The sequence below is a fragment of the Cyanobacterium sp. IPPAS B-1200 genome, assembly GCF_001747005.2.
Taxonomy (GTDB): Bacteria; Cyanobacteriota; Cyanobacteriia; order Cyanobacteriales; family Cyanobacteriaceae; genus Cyanobacterium.
In genome coordinates this window covers 2012349-2027066 of record NZ_CP182899.1, presented here as the reverse complement: position 1 = coordinate 2027066, position 14718 = coordinate 2012349, and the positions used below count along the sequence as shown (strand labels likewise).

General features: G+C 36.0%; 16 protein-coding genes. 8 read left to right on the top strand and 8 right to left on the bottom strand.

The window, feature by feature from the left end; all coding sequences use genetic code 11:
- Positions 1 to 221 precede the first annotated feature (221 nt).
- Entirely contained in the window at positions 222 to 830 is a 609-nt protein-coding gene (locus A5482_RS09280; RefSeq protein WP_069792022.1) for a TerD family protein, read from the top strand.
- Positions 831 to 840: 10 nt separating this feature from the next.
- Here A5482_RS09280 and A5482_RS09275 read toward each other — a convergent pair whose 3' ends face one another.
- The 3 genes from A5482_RS09275 to A5482_RS09265 all read right to left on the bottom strand — a co-directional run bounded on the left by A5482_RS09275 (position 841) and on the right by A5482_RS09265 (position 3481).
- A complete protein-coding gene (locus A5482_RS09275; RefSeq protein WP_069792021.1) occupies positions 841 to 1527 on the bottom strand; it encodes a DUF4230 domain-containing protein in 687 nt (228 codons plus the stop codon).
- Between the two features lie 70 nt (positions 1528 to 1597).
- Entirely contained in the window at positions 1598 to 2704 is a 1107-nt protein-coding gene (locus tag A5482_RS09270; protein ID WP_069792020.1) for a hypothetical protein, read from the bottom strand.
- Between the two features lie 66 nt (positions 2705 to 2770).
- The gene (locus tag A5482_RS09265) at positions 2771 to 3481 is read right to left on the bottom strand and encodes a 16S rRNA (uracil(1498)-N(3))-methyltransferase (protein ID WP_069792019.1); all 711 of its coding nucleotides are present in this window, start codon (positions 3479 to 3481) and stop codon (positions 2771 to 2773) included.
- A gap of 112 nt (positions 3482 to 3593) precedes the next feature.
- Here A5482_RS09265 and A5482_RS09260 point away from each other — a divergent pair, with 112 nt between their 5' ends.
- A complete protein-coding gene (locus A5482_RS09260) occupies positions 3594 to 5144 on the top strand; it encodes a bifunctional ADP-dependent NAD(P)H-hydrate dehydratase/NAD(P)H-hydrate epimerase (RefSeq protein WP_069792018.1) in 1551 nt (516 codons plus the stop codon).
- 134 nt (positions 5145 to 5278) lie between these two features.
- Positions 5279 to 6388, top strand: a complete 1110-nt coding sequence (gene menC, locus A5482_RS09255) for an o-succinylbenzoate synthase (RefSeq protein WP_069792017.1) — start codon at positions 5279 to 5281, stop codon at positions 6386 to 6388.
- Here menC and A5482_RS09250 read toward each other — a convergent pair.
- Entirely contained in the window at positions 6385 to 6534 is a 150-nt protein-coding gene (locus A5482_RS09250) for a hypothetical protein (protein WP_161486855.1), read from the bottom strand. The genes menC and A5482_RS09250 overlap by 4 nt on opposite strands.
- Positions 6535 to 6596: 62 nt before the next feature.
- Between A5482_RS09250 and A5482_RS09245 the strand changes: the two genes are divergently transcribed.
- On the top strand, positions 6597 to 6809 hold the full coding sequence (locus tag A5482_RS09245; RefSeq protein ID WP_369816765.1) for a zinc ribbon domain-containing protein: 213 nt from the start codon (positions 6597 to 6599) through the stop codon (positions 6807 to 6809).
- Between the two features lie 41 nt (positions 6810 to 6850).
- Here A5482_RS09245 and A5482_RS09240 read toward each other — a convergent pair whose 3' ends face one another.
- The 3 genes from A5482_RS09240 to A5482_RS09230 form a co-directional block, all read right to left on the bottom strand.
- Complete coding sequence (locus A5482_RS09240) at positions 6851 to 8485, bottom strand: ABC transporter permease (protein ID WP_069792016.1); 1635 nt, start codon at positions 8483 to 8485, stop codon at positions 6851 to 6853.
- Positions 8486 to 8655: 170 nt separating this feature from the next.
- Positions 8656 to 9729, bottom strand: a complete 1074-nt coding sequence (locus A5482_RS09235) for an iron ABC transporter substrate-binding protein (protein WP_069792015.1) — start codon at positions 9727 to 9729, stop codon at positions 8656 to 8658.
- A gap of 395 nt (positions 9730 to 10124) precedes the next feature.
- Positions 10125 to 11057: a DNA adenine methylase gene (locus A5482_RS09230; protein WP_069792014.1), complete on the bottom strand. Its 933-nt coding sequence runs from the start codon at positions 11055 to 11057 to the stop codon at positions 10125 to 10127.
- Positions 11058 to 11297: 240 nt separating this feature from the next.
- Here A5482_RS09230 and A5482_RS09225 point away from each other — a divergent pair, with 240 nt between their 5' ends.
- The 4 genes from A5482_RS09225 to A5482_RS09210 are packed head-to-tail and all read left to right on the top strand — an operon-like array spanning position 11298 to position 13770.
- Positions 11298 to 11930, top strand: a complete 633-nt coding sequence (locus tag A5482_RS09225) for a methylthioribulose 1-phosphate dehydratase (RefSeq protein WP_242412031.1) — start codon at positions 11298 to 11300, stop codon at positions 11928 to 11930.
- Positions 11927 to 12493, top strand: a complete 567-nt coding sequence (locus A5482_RS09220; RefSeq protein ID WP_069792013.1) for a 1,2-dihydroxy-3-keto-5-methylthiopentene dioxygenase — start codon at positions 11927 to 11929, stop codon at positions 12491 to 12493. The genes A5482_RS09225 and A5482_RS09220 overlap by 4 nt, the downstream gene beginning before the upstream one ends.
- A gap of 13 nt (positions 12494 to 12506) precedes the next feature.
- Positions 12507 to 13190: an acireductone synthase gene (mtnC, locus tag A5482_RS09215; protein ID WP_069792012.1), complete on the top strand. Its 684-nt coding sequence runs from the start codon at positions 12507 to 12509 to the stop codon at positions 13188 to 13190.
- 25 nt (positions 13191 to 13215) lie between these two features.
- Positions 13216 to 13770 (top strand): hypothetical protein, encoded by a 555-nt coding sequence (locus A5482_RS09210; RefSeq protein ID WP_069792011.1) that lies wholly within the window; start codon positions 13216 to 13218, stop codon positions 13768 to 13770.
- 17 nt (positions 13771 to 13787) lie between these two features.
- Here A5482_RS09210 and A5482_RS09205 read toward each other — a convergent pair whose 3' ends face one another.
- The gene (locus A5482_RS09205) at positions 13788 to 14648 is read right to left on the bottom strand and encodes an amino acid ABC transporter substrate-binding protein (RefSeq protein WP_069792010.1); all 861 of its coding nucleotides are present in this window, start codon (positions 14646 to 14648) and stop codon (positions 13788 to 13790) included.
- Between the last annotated feature and the right edge of the window lie 70 nt (positions 14649 to 14718).

Genomic DNA, 14718 nt, shown 5'->3' with positions numbered 1-14718 from the left:
AATAAAATTGTTTATTAACATGAACGAAAGATTGTTACCTGAACAGTTATACAAGCAACAATCTTTTTTATCACATACCCATTATAACCTTTGTTGGACTAGGTTTTTGTTTGAATAATAAATCGAATAATTATAGATAAACACGGTTAAAGAAAATTAACAATTACCTCAAAAATAAGTAAGCTACAATTGAGACTAAAAAGAGATTAAAAATAAAAACCATGGCAATTAATTTACAAAAAGGACAAAGAATTTCCTTAACAAAAGAAGCTCCCCAATTGCAACAATTAATGTGTGGTTTAGGGTGGGATGTTGTGCAAAAAAAAGGTGGTTTTTTGTCTAACTTATTTAGCGAAAGCAATAGTAATTTTGATTTAGATGCTTCGGTAATCTGTATCAGCGAAAATCAAAAAGTGAGGCACGAAAAAGATGTGATTTATTTTGGTAATTTAAGACATTCTTCCTCTGCTATTATGCACCAAGGAGACAATTTGACAGGGGAAGGCCACGGTGATGATGAGCAAATTATGATTAATTTAGCCCTACTACCAAAGGATATATATAAAATTGCAATTATTGTTAATATTTATGACCCCTTTAATCGTCAACAGGATTTTGGGCTGGTAAGAAACGCTTTTATCCGTTTGGTTAATTTAACCAATCAAAAAGAAATTGTCCGTTATACCCTCTCTGGGGATGAATATGCGGGGCAAACAGCTATGGTTATGGCAGAATTAACCCGTAAAGGAAACGACTGGGATATGGATGCAAAAGGAGAGGGTTTAAGAGTAAAAGATTTAGCCGCTGTGGTTAATCTCTATAACAAATAAATCTTCATTTTTATCCCTTACATTGTTTCGATGGAGTTGTTTTTACATCTACGGAATCATAGCCAGTATTTTCCATTAACTGAGTAACCGTTAATACCGCCTTTTCATTGGCTTGGTTGAGAATATCCGCCTGACAGGCAGACTGTATCACTTTTTTGAGGGTTTCCCGTTGGGCTTGGGTTTGTAAATCAGGGGCAACATCAGGCCCCAAGCTCAAAAATCCCCTATCATAATCATACACTTGGGATTCAGTTACATCTATTTTAGAGTCCAAAATTTCGGGGGCAGGTAAAGTAATGGTAAGGTTGTTATCTTCTGTGATAATGTTATCCTCATCAATTTTACTCAAATCCAATCCAGCCCTTACTTCCCCTCTGGCAAGATATAGTAAGTTGGTTTCACCTACTACCCAATCTCCTATTTTCCGACTAGAGGAAGTTGGCACCACTGCATCCATTACAAATACGGTGGTAGTTAATTCACTCACTCCCTGAATTTTTTGTATGATTAGCCTAGATGTATCAATTTCACTGGTAACGGTGGGGAATAAACTTTTCCACCCTTCTAAAATCTTGTTACTGGTATGGAAAAGGGAAAATAAACCAATGGTAAAAACAATACTGACTCCGCTTTTGGTTAGGAAGGGCAGAAGTTTAAAGGAATCGGAGGAGTAGTTAGGAATTTTTGAACTATTCATAGATTTGATAATGGGGAATGGATAATTGACAATAAATGCAAGAGACAAAAGGTAAAACAATAATTGTGAATTATTTATTGTCGAGCAAAATAAGGGCGCTATAGAGTTGAAATGCTTCATCCCATAATGTTTCTTCTTTCCTAAAAATGTTTATGTTTGATTGTACTTGTTTTAGCATTTCAGGGAATTGGATGGCGCCTTCGGCAAAGGGAGTAAAGTTATTATAGGATTTGACTTCCCCAATTTTATCATTTAAAAATCTAATTAGGGTTAACCATTTATCTCGGCTGGTTTTGTCTTGCTTAAATGTATTAATACCTTGGTCAAATTGATAGATATAATCACTAAATCTGAGTATTGTTTTATTTTTTGACAGGTGTAAGTCACAAAAATTGATGTAGTCGAGGGTTTCTTTTTTTCTGGTCAATTTTCTTTTAACATTGGTATGTAATGTCATCTCAAATATGGGTACTGTACCATTAACTTGATTGATTATCTCTTGAGGATTAAAGGTAAATTCTATTTCTTGGGATAGTTTATTATCGTTGTAAATTACTGTAATTTGTTCTTGATTTTGAGTTATATATTTTACTTGATAAACTATGGTTTGATTTACTTCTTTTATAGAAGAACAAATGGAGTTAATATTAATACTTTTAAATTCTTGTTGATAGTAGCTTAATTCTCCATAATTCCCTGTTTGATATAACCTTAAATTTCTGGTGGGAATTTGTAATTTGGCGGTGTAAGGATCAACTTTTATTATTTCGGCAAATTGTTTTCCTACTATATTTTTTTCTTCTGGGCTGAGGGGTTTTAAGACTAATATGGCTAATTCGTTACTATTTTCATTTTCTTGAAATTCGGCTAAGGTTTGTTGTTTTCTTTCTTCTCTTTTTTTGTTTTCGGCATCTTTTTGAGCAAGGTTTATCTGTTTGATTCTTTCTAGTCCATCACGGATATTTTTAGTAATTTCAGGATTAGGAAAAATACTATCTTTTATAACTTGACGATATTTATTTTCGGCTTCTATTAATTGATTGGTTTTTTCGGCAATCAGTCCATAATAATAATTTTTCCAGAGTAATTCTTCCCCTTCTAATAATAATTTATCTATTAATTCTTTGGCTTTTTCATATTCTTGGTTATCAATGTGGGTAATAATTTCTGGAAACATTATTTAATCCTCTTTCATGGGTTATTGGACAGGGAATAATGACTTTTATTTGCTACTTTAAAAAGTTTATTTTTCGGCAAGGGAGGCAACTAATGCCATGATAGCAATGGGGGCGGTAACTGCCCTTAGTATTCTTTTTCCTAGGGTGATGGGTTGAAAATTATGCGCGATCGCACTTTGTACTTCATTTGTAGTCCATCCTCCTTCACATCCTGTGGCAATGGTAATTTGGGAAGGTAAATGGAGGGGATTAAGATTATTGATAAGGTGTTTTTCGGCGTTACGGGCAACAGCAATAAAACGGGGAGAATTATCCTCTATTTGTTTAATGGCTTCTAAAAAAGGTGAGGGAGGGGCAATATAAGGTACTATCAATCTCTCACATTGTTCCGATGCTTCCGAGGCAATTTTACGCCATCTTACTAATTTATTTTCATTGGGTTTAAGTAAAGTGCGATCGCTCATTATGGGGTACAATCTACTTACTCCTAACTCTGTGGTACAACGGACAATATCATCAAAACCACTCCCTTTGGGTAAGGCAACCATGAGAGAAACTTGAATAGGTAATTCTCGATTATCCTCAAGTTTAGTAATAATCTTTCCCCCAGTAGCAGTTAATTCCACTTGCCAACCATCTCCTTTGCCATTGATAACAATAAAAGATTGTCCGTCATTTAGTCTCACCACACGACGTAAATAATGTTCTTGGTCAGGGTGTAATATAATTTGGTTATCCTGTCGTTGACTCTCTGTAATCACTAGGCGATATAACATTACGATGATTTTTAGTCAAAAAAATTGATAATATTTCCCCCTAGGGAAATCAAAAAGAAAAAGAATTATTTTATTCAAGTCTTGATCCACAATATTCCCATTATCCATCAATATGTATTCAAACCAAACTACAATTTTAGTTACCGCCCAAGAAATGAGGCTAATTGAGGAAGAAATTTTCTCCGCAGGAATGCCAGTAGCTAGTTTAATGGAAAAAGTAGCCCTGAAAACGGCTCAAAAAATTAAAGATTTATACCCTTTAAAAGAAAAGAAACTTTCAGTGGGATTTATCATTGGTAGTGGTCATAATGGAGGAGATGCTTTAGTAGTTGCTAGGGAGTTATATTGTCATGGCTATGATGTTATTATTTATGCTCCTTTAATAGAAAAGTTTAAGGAGTTAACAGCCCATCATTTTAAGTATGCTTCTAGTTTAGGGATTACCATTGTTAGTAATATTGAAGCCTTAAATACTTGTCATATAATAATTGATGGTTTATTTGGTTTTGGTTTAACTAGAAAAATAATTGATAATTTAGCAGAAAACATAAACACTGTTAATGGATGGCATAAACCTGTTATTAGTATTGATATTCCTTCAGGAATTAATAGCGATACTGGGGCAGTTTTAGGAGTCGCAATTAAGGCAAAAAATACCCTTTGTTTGGGGTTATATAAAAAAGGAATTTGGCAGGATAAAGCCTTAGAATATTTGGGGCAGGTGGAAAGAATAGATTTTGATATTCCCTCCTCCTATGTTGATAAAATTACATCTGAATCTCCCTCTCCAGAATTATTAACCGCACAAAAAGTAAAAGACATCATACCCTTACCCCGTCAGGTGACAACTTATAAGTATAAACAGGGGCATTTATTGTTAATTTGTGGCTCAAAAGAATACGCTGGGGCGGCTTTATTGTCTGCCTATGGGGCAAGGAGTAGCGGAGTAGGAATGGTGACGATGGTAGTGCCTGAAAGTTTAACATCCTTTATCAATGCCCAGTTACCAGAAATGTTGGTGATTGGTTGTAGAGAAACTCCCCTCGGTAGTATCGAAACTTTGCCTTTGTTGGATTGGGATAAATATCAATGGGTATCTTGTGGCATGGGTTTAACAAAAGAAGCTGTTTCGGTGGTGGAAAAAGTAATTAGCAGTAACTGTAATATTCTTTTGGATGCTGATGCTTTAAATGTTGTGGCAAATTATTATCTTCTTGAGGTTTTACAAACTAGGCAGGGTAAAACGGTTTTGACTCCCCATGATGGAGAATTTGAGCGTTTATTTCCTGATTTTTCTTTCGTGGGTATGGCAGATAGAATCGAGGAAACAAGACAAGGGGCGATCGCCCTTAATGCTACAATTTTAAGGAAAGGTGCTAAAACTGTTATTAGCGATAATAGCCATACTTGGATTATCCCCCATGGCACTCCCGCCCTTGCGAGGGGAGGAAGTGGTGATGTATTGAGCGGATTTATCGGTGGCTTACTCGCCCAAAATAGTTTTACGGATACTCCTGTAATTGATACCGTTGCAGCGGCTGGTTGGTTACATCAACAGGGCGCAATTTTGGCCAGTGAAGATTTATCTGTGTTAGGGGTAGATGGGGTTACTTTATCTCGATATATTCTTAAGGCGGTTAATCAATTGATAATTGATAATTGATAATAATTTTTTTTCTCAAAAGTTTTTGTTTACCAGCTATTTAATAATAACAAGGGGCTTAAGCCCCTTGCTCCTTTTCTCCATTAAAAAAACTATAGTTAATTTCACCAACCTACTTACCCGAAAGATCAACGATGAAAATCGAACAAGTTGACTTATACTATCTGGAAATACCGTTTATTTATCCTTTCAAAACTAACGGTATTGATGTAAATAGTCATAATTGCTTAATCGTTAAAATCCATAGTGAAGGTTTAATAGGTTATGGAGAATGTCCTACTTTTAATCAACCTTTTTATAATTATGAAACTATTACCACGGCCCATCATATCTTAAAAGATTTTTTGATTCCTTTATTACTCCATAAAAATATTAATTTTCCCCAAGAAATAACTCAAATACTATCCCTTGTCAGAGGGCATCAAATGGCAAAATCAGCCCTTGATTGTGCCGTATGGGATTTGTTTGCCAAGAAAAAAAACTTACCTTTATATAAATATATTGGTGGAGTGAGAGAAAAAGTTAAGGTAGGGGTAAGCGTTTCTTTGCAATCTAGTATAGAGGCTTTAATGGACAGGGTAAATAGTTATTTAGAGGAAGGTTATCAAAGAGTAAAGTTAAAAATCTCCCCTGATAATGCTTTATCTTGTTTGACGGCTATTCGTGAAAGTTATCCCGATTTGATGTTGATGGGGGATGCCAATTCTGTTTTTACTTTAGATGATATGGATTTATTCAAACAACTAGATGATTTAAATTTGTTGATGATTGAGCAACCTTTGGCTTATGATGATCTGTTAGAACATAGTCGGTTACAGTCACAGATAAAAACCCCCCTATGTCTCGATGAAAGCATCAATTCTATTAATGATACCCTAAATGCGATCGCCCTTAAATCATGTCAAATAATAAACTTAAAACAATCCCGTATCGGCGGTATAACCAACACCATTGAAATCCATAATCTTTGTGAAAAAGCAGGTATAAAACTATGGTGCGGAGGGATGTTAGAATCTGGTATTGGTAGGGCAACAAACTTACATATTGCCAGTCTTCCCCAATTTAAATTACCTGCTGATATTTCCGCCACCAATCGTTATTTTCAAGAAGATATTATCACTCAAAATATTAAGTTAAACCCCGAAGACTCTACCATCAATATCCCTCAAAAAGCAGGAATAGGGGTAGATATTGATGAGGAGAAGTTAGAAAAATTTACCCTCTCTCAAGAATCTTTTACTTAAATCAAGCAAATTTTCGGCGTTGGTGAATGAGGGTATGGTAGAAAAAGGACAAAAGTGAGGTAAAAAACAGAAAATGTCCAGAAGGTGGCTTCAAGAGTATCAATTCCTTGGGTTAACCACTCTTTAAGTTCTAATAATTCTTCCATTAGTTCGCTATACTAATCCGATTCTAGCCTGTTCAATAACGTCGAAGCAAAATCTAATTTGAATAATTTTATCAAGAACTCATGTATGTCCTCACTGTGGACACATTGAAGATAGAGATTGGAATGCGGCCAAAAACATCCTAATAAAAGCATTGCGTACTGTGGGGCACACAGGAACTTACGCTTTGGGAGATTTGCCCTCTTGGGCGATTGCGTCCGCGCTGTCGTCTAACGGCGAGTCGGTGAACAAAGAATCCCCCACTATAGCGACGTAAGGAGCTTAGTGGTGGGAGTGTCAAAGCCTTAACATCGCACTCTATTTATTACTCAGCTTCCTTTCTTGGGACAAAATAATAAACGTTAAACCCGTGCAAATAACCAACATTCCAAAAGAAGCTGCCGCCGCCGAAGCAAAACGAGCATCATTGGTGGACTCCCAAATTTCCACAGCGAGGGTTTTGAAACCGATGGGAGATAATAGTATGGTAGCGGGTAATTCCTTGATAGCGGTCACAAATACTAATACAGCGCCGCTAGTAATACCAGGACGCACAAGGGGAATGGTGACTTCTTTTAGGGTTTGCCATGGGCTACGCCCTAAGCTACGGGCGGATTCTTCGAGAGATGGATTCACCTGTAGTAATGAACTGCGGTTGGTACCAACGGATTGGGGTAAAAATAAAATTATGTAGGCAAAAACTAACATGGGCATAGTTTGATAAATCCATGGTAAATAGTTCGCCCCGAAAAAAACCAGGGATAAAGCAACCACAATGCCGGGTAAACCGTAGCCGAGATAAGTTCCCCTTTCAATGAGAGTGGTAAGAGTATTGGGAAAGCGGACGGAGAGAATGGCCACAGGCAGTGCCAACAGGGTGGCAAATATGGCGGCCAGACTGGATGCCCAAGCTGAATTTCGGGCAAATACGAGCATATTTTGTAAAGTGGCGATCGCATCTGAACTCCTGGTCAACCAAAGAACAATTACTCCAATGGGTAACACTAAGGAGAAAAAAGACACTATACAACAAAAGGCGATCGCAGGTAATTTCCACCTACCAAGGGGAATCACAACCCCCTTATTAATCGCCCCAGAGCCACGGGAATAATAATTTGCATTGGTTCTTACTTTTTGTTCAATGATAAGAATTACCAATACTAAAACCACTAACACTATAGATAAAGCCGCAGCCAATCCACGATTAAAACTAGAGCGGTATTGAGTAAAAATAGCATTAGTGAAAGAATTGAACCGCATGAGAGCAGGAGTTCCAAAATCCTGTAGGGCATAGAGAGACACCAACAAAGAACCTGCTACGATAGAAGGACGTAACAAAGGTAAAGTTACCCGAAAAAATATGCCCCATGCCCCATAACCCAAACTACGGGCCGATTCTTCTAAAGCCGGGTCAAGTCCTTGTAAACCAGCCCGAACACTTAATAATAAATATGGATAGGAAAAAAGAGTAATAGCCGCAATGGTACCAGTCCAACCATAGATAGAAGGGAGACTTTCCACCCCAAAAGGTTCTAGCCATGATTGTAAAAGACTACCCCGAGGCCCAAAGGTGGCGATAAGGGCAAAACTACCCACATAGGTAGGAATAGCAAGGGGTAAGGTACTCACCACAGACCAAAATTTACGCCATGGTAAATCGGTTCTGACGGTCAAAAAAGCGTAAGGAATGGCGATTAAAGCGGCGATCGCCGTTGAAGCTGCCGCCATACCAATGCTATTAAGTAAAATTCTCAGAATACGTACATTAAAAATAAAGTTAATTAACTCTTGCAATTCCTCAACCGAAGAAACACTTCCTGCCCTGATAATTAGATAAATCAAAGGAATCACAATGGCAATAACCGTTATGATTGCCACTACCAACAGGAATAATGGGGGCTTAATGTTATTTTGTGGTAGTGATTTTGTCTGAAAATCAGGACTATTGGTCATGAGAATTAATTAAAGTTTATTGTTACTGGTACTAATGGGCAAAAAAAATGGGCAAGGTTTTAGGAGATTGGAAATCCAGATCAAAAAGATCTTTTAACTGCCATTACCCATTATTATAAGTTCAAAAGAAATTTGTCTAGGAAAGATTATTTCTTTGAATCGATCTTATGTTATTCGATCGCACCCATCTCTCTCAATAAATTAAGAGTACCTTCTAAATCTTCTAAACTACTTAAATCGATAGAAGGAGGATTAATTTCCTCAATGGAAATTTGATCTTGGGGAGGTGCGGCCCCTTCAATTAAAGGATATTCATTGGTATTTTCTGCAAAATAGGCTTGAGATTCATCCGTTAACAAAAAGTCGATAAGGGCGATCGCCACAGGCTCACTGTCAGTACCATCAAGAATAGATACCCCAGCCACATTGATCATCGCACCCACATCATTATTAGTGTAATGGTGAGCCACAGGAAAATTAGGATCTTCAGTGGTGAAACGATTTAAATAATAATGATTAACCAAACCTATTTCAGCCTCACCTCGTCCCACAGCCTCCACCGTAGTTGTATTGTTAGGGTAAACTTGAGGATTATTATCGATAATGCCCTGTAACCACTCTCTAGTTCTCTCATCCCCCTCTGTTACTCGCATCGCCGTTACAAAAGATTGAAAAGAACCATTAGTAGGCGCCCAAGCAACCTTTCCATTCCACTGTTCCTCCGTTAATGCCCAGATAGAATCAGGAAGCTCAGACTCCTCCACCAAATCAACATTGTAAGCAAGGGTACGCGCCCGACCAGAAATACCAATCCACTGCCCTTCAGGAGAACGAAAACGAGAATCCACCTTATCCAAAAGCTCTTGAGGAATAGGCTTAGTTCTACCCTCTAGTTGCAATGCCCCTAATGCTCCCGCATCCTGACCAAAGTATATATCCGCAGGAGTATTTTCGCCTTCTTCTAAAATAGCCGCCGCTAACTCTGCGGTATCCCCATAACGCACTTGCACTGTTACTCCAGTTTCTTCTTCAAATCTTTCTAACAAAGGTCCAATTAACTCTTCATTTCTACCAGAATAAATAGTCAGTTCCTGTCCTGCTAAATCAACCGCTTCTCCCGTGGTTTCTCCAGTGGTTGTGCCTCCTCCTCCAACATCGGTATTATTCGGAGCATTACAAGCAATGGTTAAAGCACTAGACGCAAATACAACCCCGATTAAACCTAATATTTTTCTTCTTTTCATTGTTTATCTTCTTTATTAATAAAAATTCTTATTTAGGTATCTTATAGGCTATCTCATATTGTTATTATTTGTCAATGTTAATGCTAATAACTAGCAACAAAAAGTATGTAAAGACTTCACCACAAAAGTTATGAAGTGATTCAAAGGGAATAAACAGCGTTCTAATGTTGAAATATTCTGTTAACCTGAGTTCGGATTAAGTTGATTGAGTGAAGAAAAAAAATTTTACAAAAAGAGTAGGCTTGTTGAACTCATGAGAGTGTGTGTTCAGTCCACAAAGAATGTTGGCACAAAAATTAACTGATGAATGATAACAATAATATTCCCATGCACTTTTGCTCCTTAAATCTCAAGTAATCTAATTGCATAGAAGCTTCTAACAACAAAAACTTAGGTTAATTAGTTATCAAAAGCTCATTAATAATGCCTCTTTTATTTCCTTTACTATTAATCATTCTGGTAGCAGGAATTCGGTAAATATTAAAACCTTGATAAAGTTCATCAAAAAAATTATCGTTAGGATTTTCATTTTTTGGATCAGAATTACTGAGCATTAAGTCAACAGAATAGTTATTATTTAACTGTTTATAAAAGTTAGCTAATCTTTTTTGTTCGTTATCATCAAACATCATTTTAGAATAAGAGTTAAAGTTAGAAGTCTGATTTAAAGGACGATAGGGTGGATCAAAATATATAAAAGAATTATTTTTAATATGCTGAATAATTTGCGAATAGTCAGCAATTTTAATATCTGTATTTTGTAGAATATTCGATACATTCAGAAGGTTATTTTTATCAACAATATTGGGATTTTTATATTTTCCATGGGGAACATTAAAACCTCCTTTTTTGTTAGTCCTAAATAACCCATTAAAACACGTTTTGTTTAAAAAGATTAATAATGCAGATCTTTTAATCCATGCTTCAGAGAAGTCTATATAATTAAAGTCTATTCTTTCTAAGTTATAAATATCTCTTTTTAGGTAGAAAAAATGTTTTTTTTGTTCTACATTTAATGATTTATATTCTTCAGATAATTCGGTTAATTGTTCTATTAATGACTCAACTGATTTTTGAATTGTTTTATAAACTATGACTATTTCTGGATTTATGTCTGATAAATGACTATGGCGAATATTATAATTTTGTACTAAATCAAAAAAAACTGCACCACCACCAATAAAAGGTTCTATATAATTAAACTGCTCACCTTTTAATAGAGATTTGGGGTAATATTGTCTAAAAGTTTCTAGGAGTTGAGTTTTTCCTCCTGCCCATTTTAAAAAAGGTTTTGCTTTATTATTATCTTTTATTTTTATTAATTTCATTCAATATTAGTAGAGTTTTTATTTTATATTATGATTATTAACAAGGGGCTTAATCCCCTTGTCTTTATGTTTTCAGTAAGCCCCTGGGCTTGGGCTTTTAATACATCCCTTGCCTTTATGTTTTAAGAAGAAGGGAATGTGATTACATATTTTGACAAATTATTTAACCTTATAATTGATTATAAGATGGATAAATTTGGATAAAATATATTAGTAATTTTGATTGCCATTGAAACAACATTGAATAAGTATTCTATAGATGAGTTTAAAAAGGCTAGTGAGGCTATTATTCAAACGGCTAGTTTTCTTGATAGTAAGGGATGGACTCCTGCTACGAGTAGTAATTTTTCCCATGTGATGAGTAATAATTTGTGTGCCATTACAGTATCGGGAAAGCATAAGGGTAGATTAACCCCTGATGATATTATGGTGGTGGATTTTGATGGTGTACCTGTGGATGATAAAAAACCATCGGCAGAAACTTTGTTACATACGACTTTATATAAATGGGATGAAAAAATTACTTCTATACTTCATACTCATTCTGTAAATAGTACGATATTGAGTAGATTGATAGATAAACCCTACTGGGAAATAGAAGGCTATGAATTGCAAAAAGCTTTTACAGGAATTAACACCCATGAAAGTTGCATCACTATTCCCATTTTTAACAACAGCCAAGATATTCCTACCCTCGCCCAAGAAGTTATTGAGTATTTAGATAAGGGTAATCCCTGTTGGGCTTATCTCATTCAGGGACATGGGGTTTATACTTGGGGTAAAAATATTGACAGCGCCCTTAGACACTTAGAAGCGATAGAATGTTTAATGGAGTGTGAATTAGAAATGATTAAGATAACAGGAAAAAGATGACTAGCTTAAAAATATTTGACGAAAATAACCCTACAGCGCCAATTTTTGATAGCCACGAAGTTACTAATCATAAGGAGAAAATAGATAAAATCGTTTACCGTCTCAACCAAGTGGGGGTAAATTTTGAGCAGTGGCAAACTAACGATAAGATTCAGTTAGGGGCTACCCAAGAGGAAGTTTTGAAAGCCTATGATGGCGATGTGCAAAGGTTGATACATAAGGCTGGTTATCAAGCGGTAGATGTGGTTAGTTTAACCAGTGATAACCCTAATAAAAATGTTTTTAGAGAGAAATTTTTGAACGAACATACCCACAGTGAGGATGAGGTGCGCTTTTTTGTGGCGGGGGAAGGTTTATTTAGTTTGCACCTTGATAATAAGGTATTTGAGGTTTTATGCACTAGGGGAGATTTGATTAGTGTACCAGCAAATACTCCCCATTGGTTTGACATGGGCCCAAATCCTAATTTTGTAGCTATTCGTCTGTTTAATAATCCTGAAGGGTGGGTGGCTAATTTTACAGGGGCAGATATTGCTTCAAAATTTTCTCGTCTTGAAAATTAACTGTTGATTTTTTATGATTAAAGCAATTCTAACTGATATTGAGGGAACGACAAGTTCTATTTCTTTTGTTAAAGATGTCTTGTTTCCCTATGCTTATCAAGAAATGGAAAATTTTCTTGTTCAACATTTTAATAATGATTTTGTTTATGAACAGGCTAAAATGGTTTGTGAATTGGAGGGGTTAAAAGATGGTTGTCAACCCCGTCAAATTGCTGAAATTTTGAGGGAATGGATTAAGTGCGATCGCAAATTAACCCCATTAAAAGAATTACAAGGAATGATATGGGAAAAGGGTTATAAAAATGGTGATTACCAAGCCCATATCTATGAAGATGCTTACGAAAAATTAACGCAATGGCATCAAGAAAATATCCCTATCTATATATATTCATCTGGCTCAGTGTATGCTCAAAAACTATTTTTTGGCTACTCAAATTATGGTAACTTACTAAACTTATTCTCTGGTTTTTTTGATACCAATGTAGGCTATAAACAAGAAGTAGATTCTTATAATTTAATAGCAGAAAAAATGGAGTTTAAACCAGAAGAAATATTATTTTTGTCAGACATAGAAGACGAAATAATATCAGCAGATAAAGCAGGAATGAAAACAATTTGGGTAATCAGAGATGAGCAACAATTACCAGAAAATAAACCCTACAAAATAGTTAGAAATTTTCATGAAATTAATTTTTAGCTAAAAAATACCGAGGTATGAAACCATGATCAAGAAAATCTTGCCCCTTGCCCTAACCCTAACAACCCTCGTGGGTATTTCCGCCCAAGCCCAAATTCTACCATCCCCCATCAATCAAAATTCCCGTGTACCATGGTCAGAAGTAGTGGAAGATCCCTTTGATGGTAACATTGTCTATGACAAAGATTTTGGCTCTAATCATGCCACTGTCAGCAGTTGGGCAAAGGATTCTATTCGCCTCAGCTACTTTAGGCGAGAGCAAGAAATAACCTCCTATCGTAACGTCAGACGCACTCGAAAAGTATGGCGAAAAGATAGATATATAGAAGAAGTATATTGGGAAACAGAACCTGTTTATCGTAGTTACTGGGTGAGTAATACTCCCAAACAAATTTTGTTTTCTATTAATGGGGTAGTATATAGATATGATGGGGAGGTGGTGTCTGATGAGTTAGCCAGTGCGCTCGCTAATGCCCCAGAAGGTAACATGAGAATACGCCTAGTATGGGAAGACCAACGTACCCAAGATGTTATGATTGGTGGAGGTACAGTCAGGGCATGGCAACAAATTTTTATGTAGCTTAGAGGAAAATAAATTTAGTCGTCAATACTGCAATTAGGGCGATTATTAATAAATCTATCAGCAACTCCAAACCAATCCCCAACTATCTCCCTTTCCTCACTCGAATTAATAACCTTATCAATCAACTCCTTCCAATCAGGATCATTTTCTGGCAAAATTAAACCATACCTTTCGCAAGTAACAGGAGTTTCAGGTAATAAAATAAAATCTCTTGTTAAAGACATACTCAAAGAAGTAGCCGCCCCCAAAAGAAGAATACCATCATCAGCAAAAGCATCTATCCTGTCATTTTCTACGGCCCTAACCCCTAAAGCACTACCATTCGCCCCTCGATATAAACTGATTTGGGCTTGGGGAAATCTTTGTCTAACATATTCCTCCGTTGTCGTATCGCCTAAAACTCCAATTCTTATATCCTCAATGGCTGTATCATCAATCAATTGTCTCGCCTTATCCCTTGCTACCAAAAATTGAGTACCTGTCACAAAAAAAGGTTGAGAAAAAGATACCTGATAATTTTCCACTTCTCGGATAGTATTTGCACCACATTCCAAGTCAACTATACCATCCTGCACAATTTGAAAACGATTACTTAAATTAGAGCTAAAAATATGAGTGGTAATAATATTACGATTTAAACTTTGCTTTAACTCCTTTTTAATTAGATTAACTAAATCTAGACAAATCCCCTGCAACTCTCCATTATTATCCCTATAACTAAGGGGAATTTCATTGGGATTAATACCAATTCTTAACAAACCCTTTGATTCTATTCTTTCTAATACCGTATCTGCCCTCACGGAAGAATTAACAAACAAATTAATTCCTGAAAGAAGACTAATGGTTAAGACTTTGATCAGTTTTTTCCCTATCATTTATATCAGTAAAGCAAAGATTTTACTATAACTATAGTCCATCTTATTTGATTTTTAGTTGTGAAAAACA

What these genes read in the sequence shown, in the direction of transcription:
- A5482_RS09260 (WP_069792018.1), top strand. Translation starts at nt 3,594, where the DNA reads ATGTATTCAAACCAAACTACAATTTTAGTTACCGCCCAAGAAATGAGG.
- A5482_RS09275 (WP_069792021.1), bottom strand. Translation starts at nt 1,527, where the DNA reads ATGAATAGTTCAAAAATTCCTAACTACTCCTCCGATTCCTTTAAACTT.
- A5482_RS09230 (WP_069792014.1), bottom strand. Translation starts at nt 11,057, where the DNA reads ATGAAATTAATAAAAATAAAAGATAATAATAAAGCAAAACCTTTTTTA.
- A5482_RS09280 (WP_069792022.1), top strand. Translation starts at nt 222, where the DNA reads ATGGCAATTAATTTACAAAAAGGACAAAGAATTTCCTTAACAAAAGAA.
- A5482_RS09270 (WP_069792020.1), bottom strand. Translation starts at nt 2,704, where the DNA reads ATGTTTCCAGAAATTATTACCCACATTGATAACCAAGAATATGAAAAA.
- mtnC (WP_069792012.1), top strand. Translation starts at nt 12,507, where the DNA reads ATGATTAAAGCAATTCTAACTGATATTGAGGGAACGACAAGTTCTATT.
- A5482_RS09235 (WP_069792015.1), bottom strand. Translation starts at nt 9,729, where the DNA reads ATGAAAAGAAGAAAAATATTAGGTTTAATCGGGGTTGTATTTGCGTCT.
- A5482_RS09220 (WP_069792013.1), top strand. Translation starts at nt 11,927, where the DNA reads ATGACTAGCTTAAAAATATTTGACGAAAATAACCCTACAGCGCCAATT.
- A5482_RS09205 (WP_069792010.1), bottom strand. Translation starts at nt 14,648, where the DNA reads ATGATAGGGAAAAAACTGATCAAAGTCTTAACCATTAGTCTTCTTTCA.
- A5482_RS09240 (WP_069792016.1), bottom strand. Translation starts at nt 8,485, where the DNA reads ATGACCAATAGTCCTGATTTTCAGACAAAATCACTACCACAAAATAAC.
- menC (WP_069792017.1), top strand. Translation starts at nt 5,279, where the DNA reads ATGAAAATCGAACAAGTTGACTTATACTATCTGGAAATACCGTTTATT.
- A5482_RS09210 (WP_069792011.1), top strand. Translation starts at nt 13,216, where the DNA reads ATGATCAAGAAAATCTTGCCCCTTGCCCTAACCCTAACAACCCTCGTG.
- A5482_RS09265 (WP_069792019.1), bottom strand. Translation starts at nt 3,481, where the DNA reads ATGTTATATCGCCTAGTGATTACAGAGAGTCAACGACAGGATAACCAA.
- A5482_RS09250 (WP_161486855.1), bottom strand. Translation starts at nt 6,534, where the DNA reads ATGGAAGAATTATTAGAACTTAAAGAGTGGTTAACCCAAGGAATTGAT.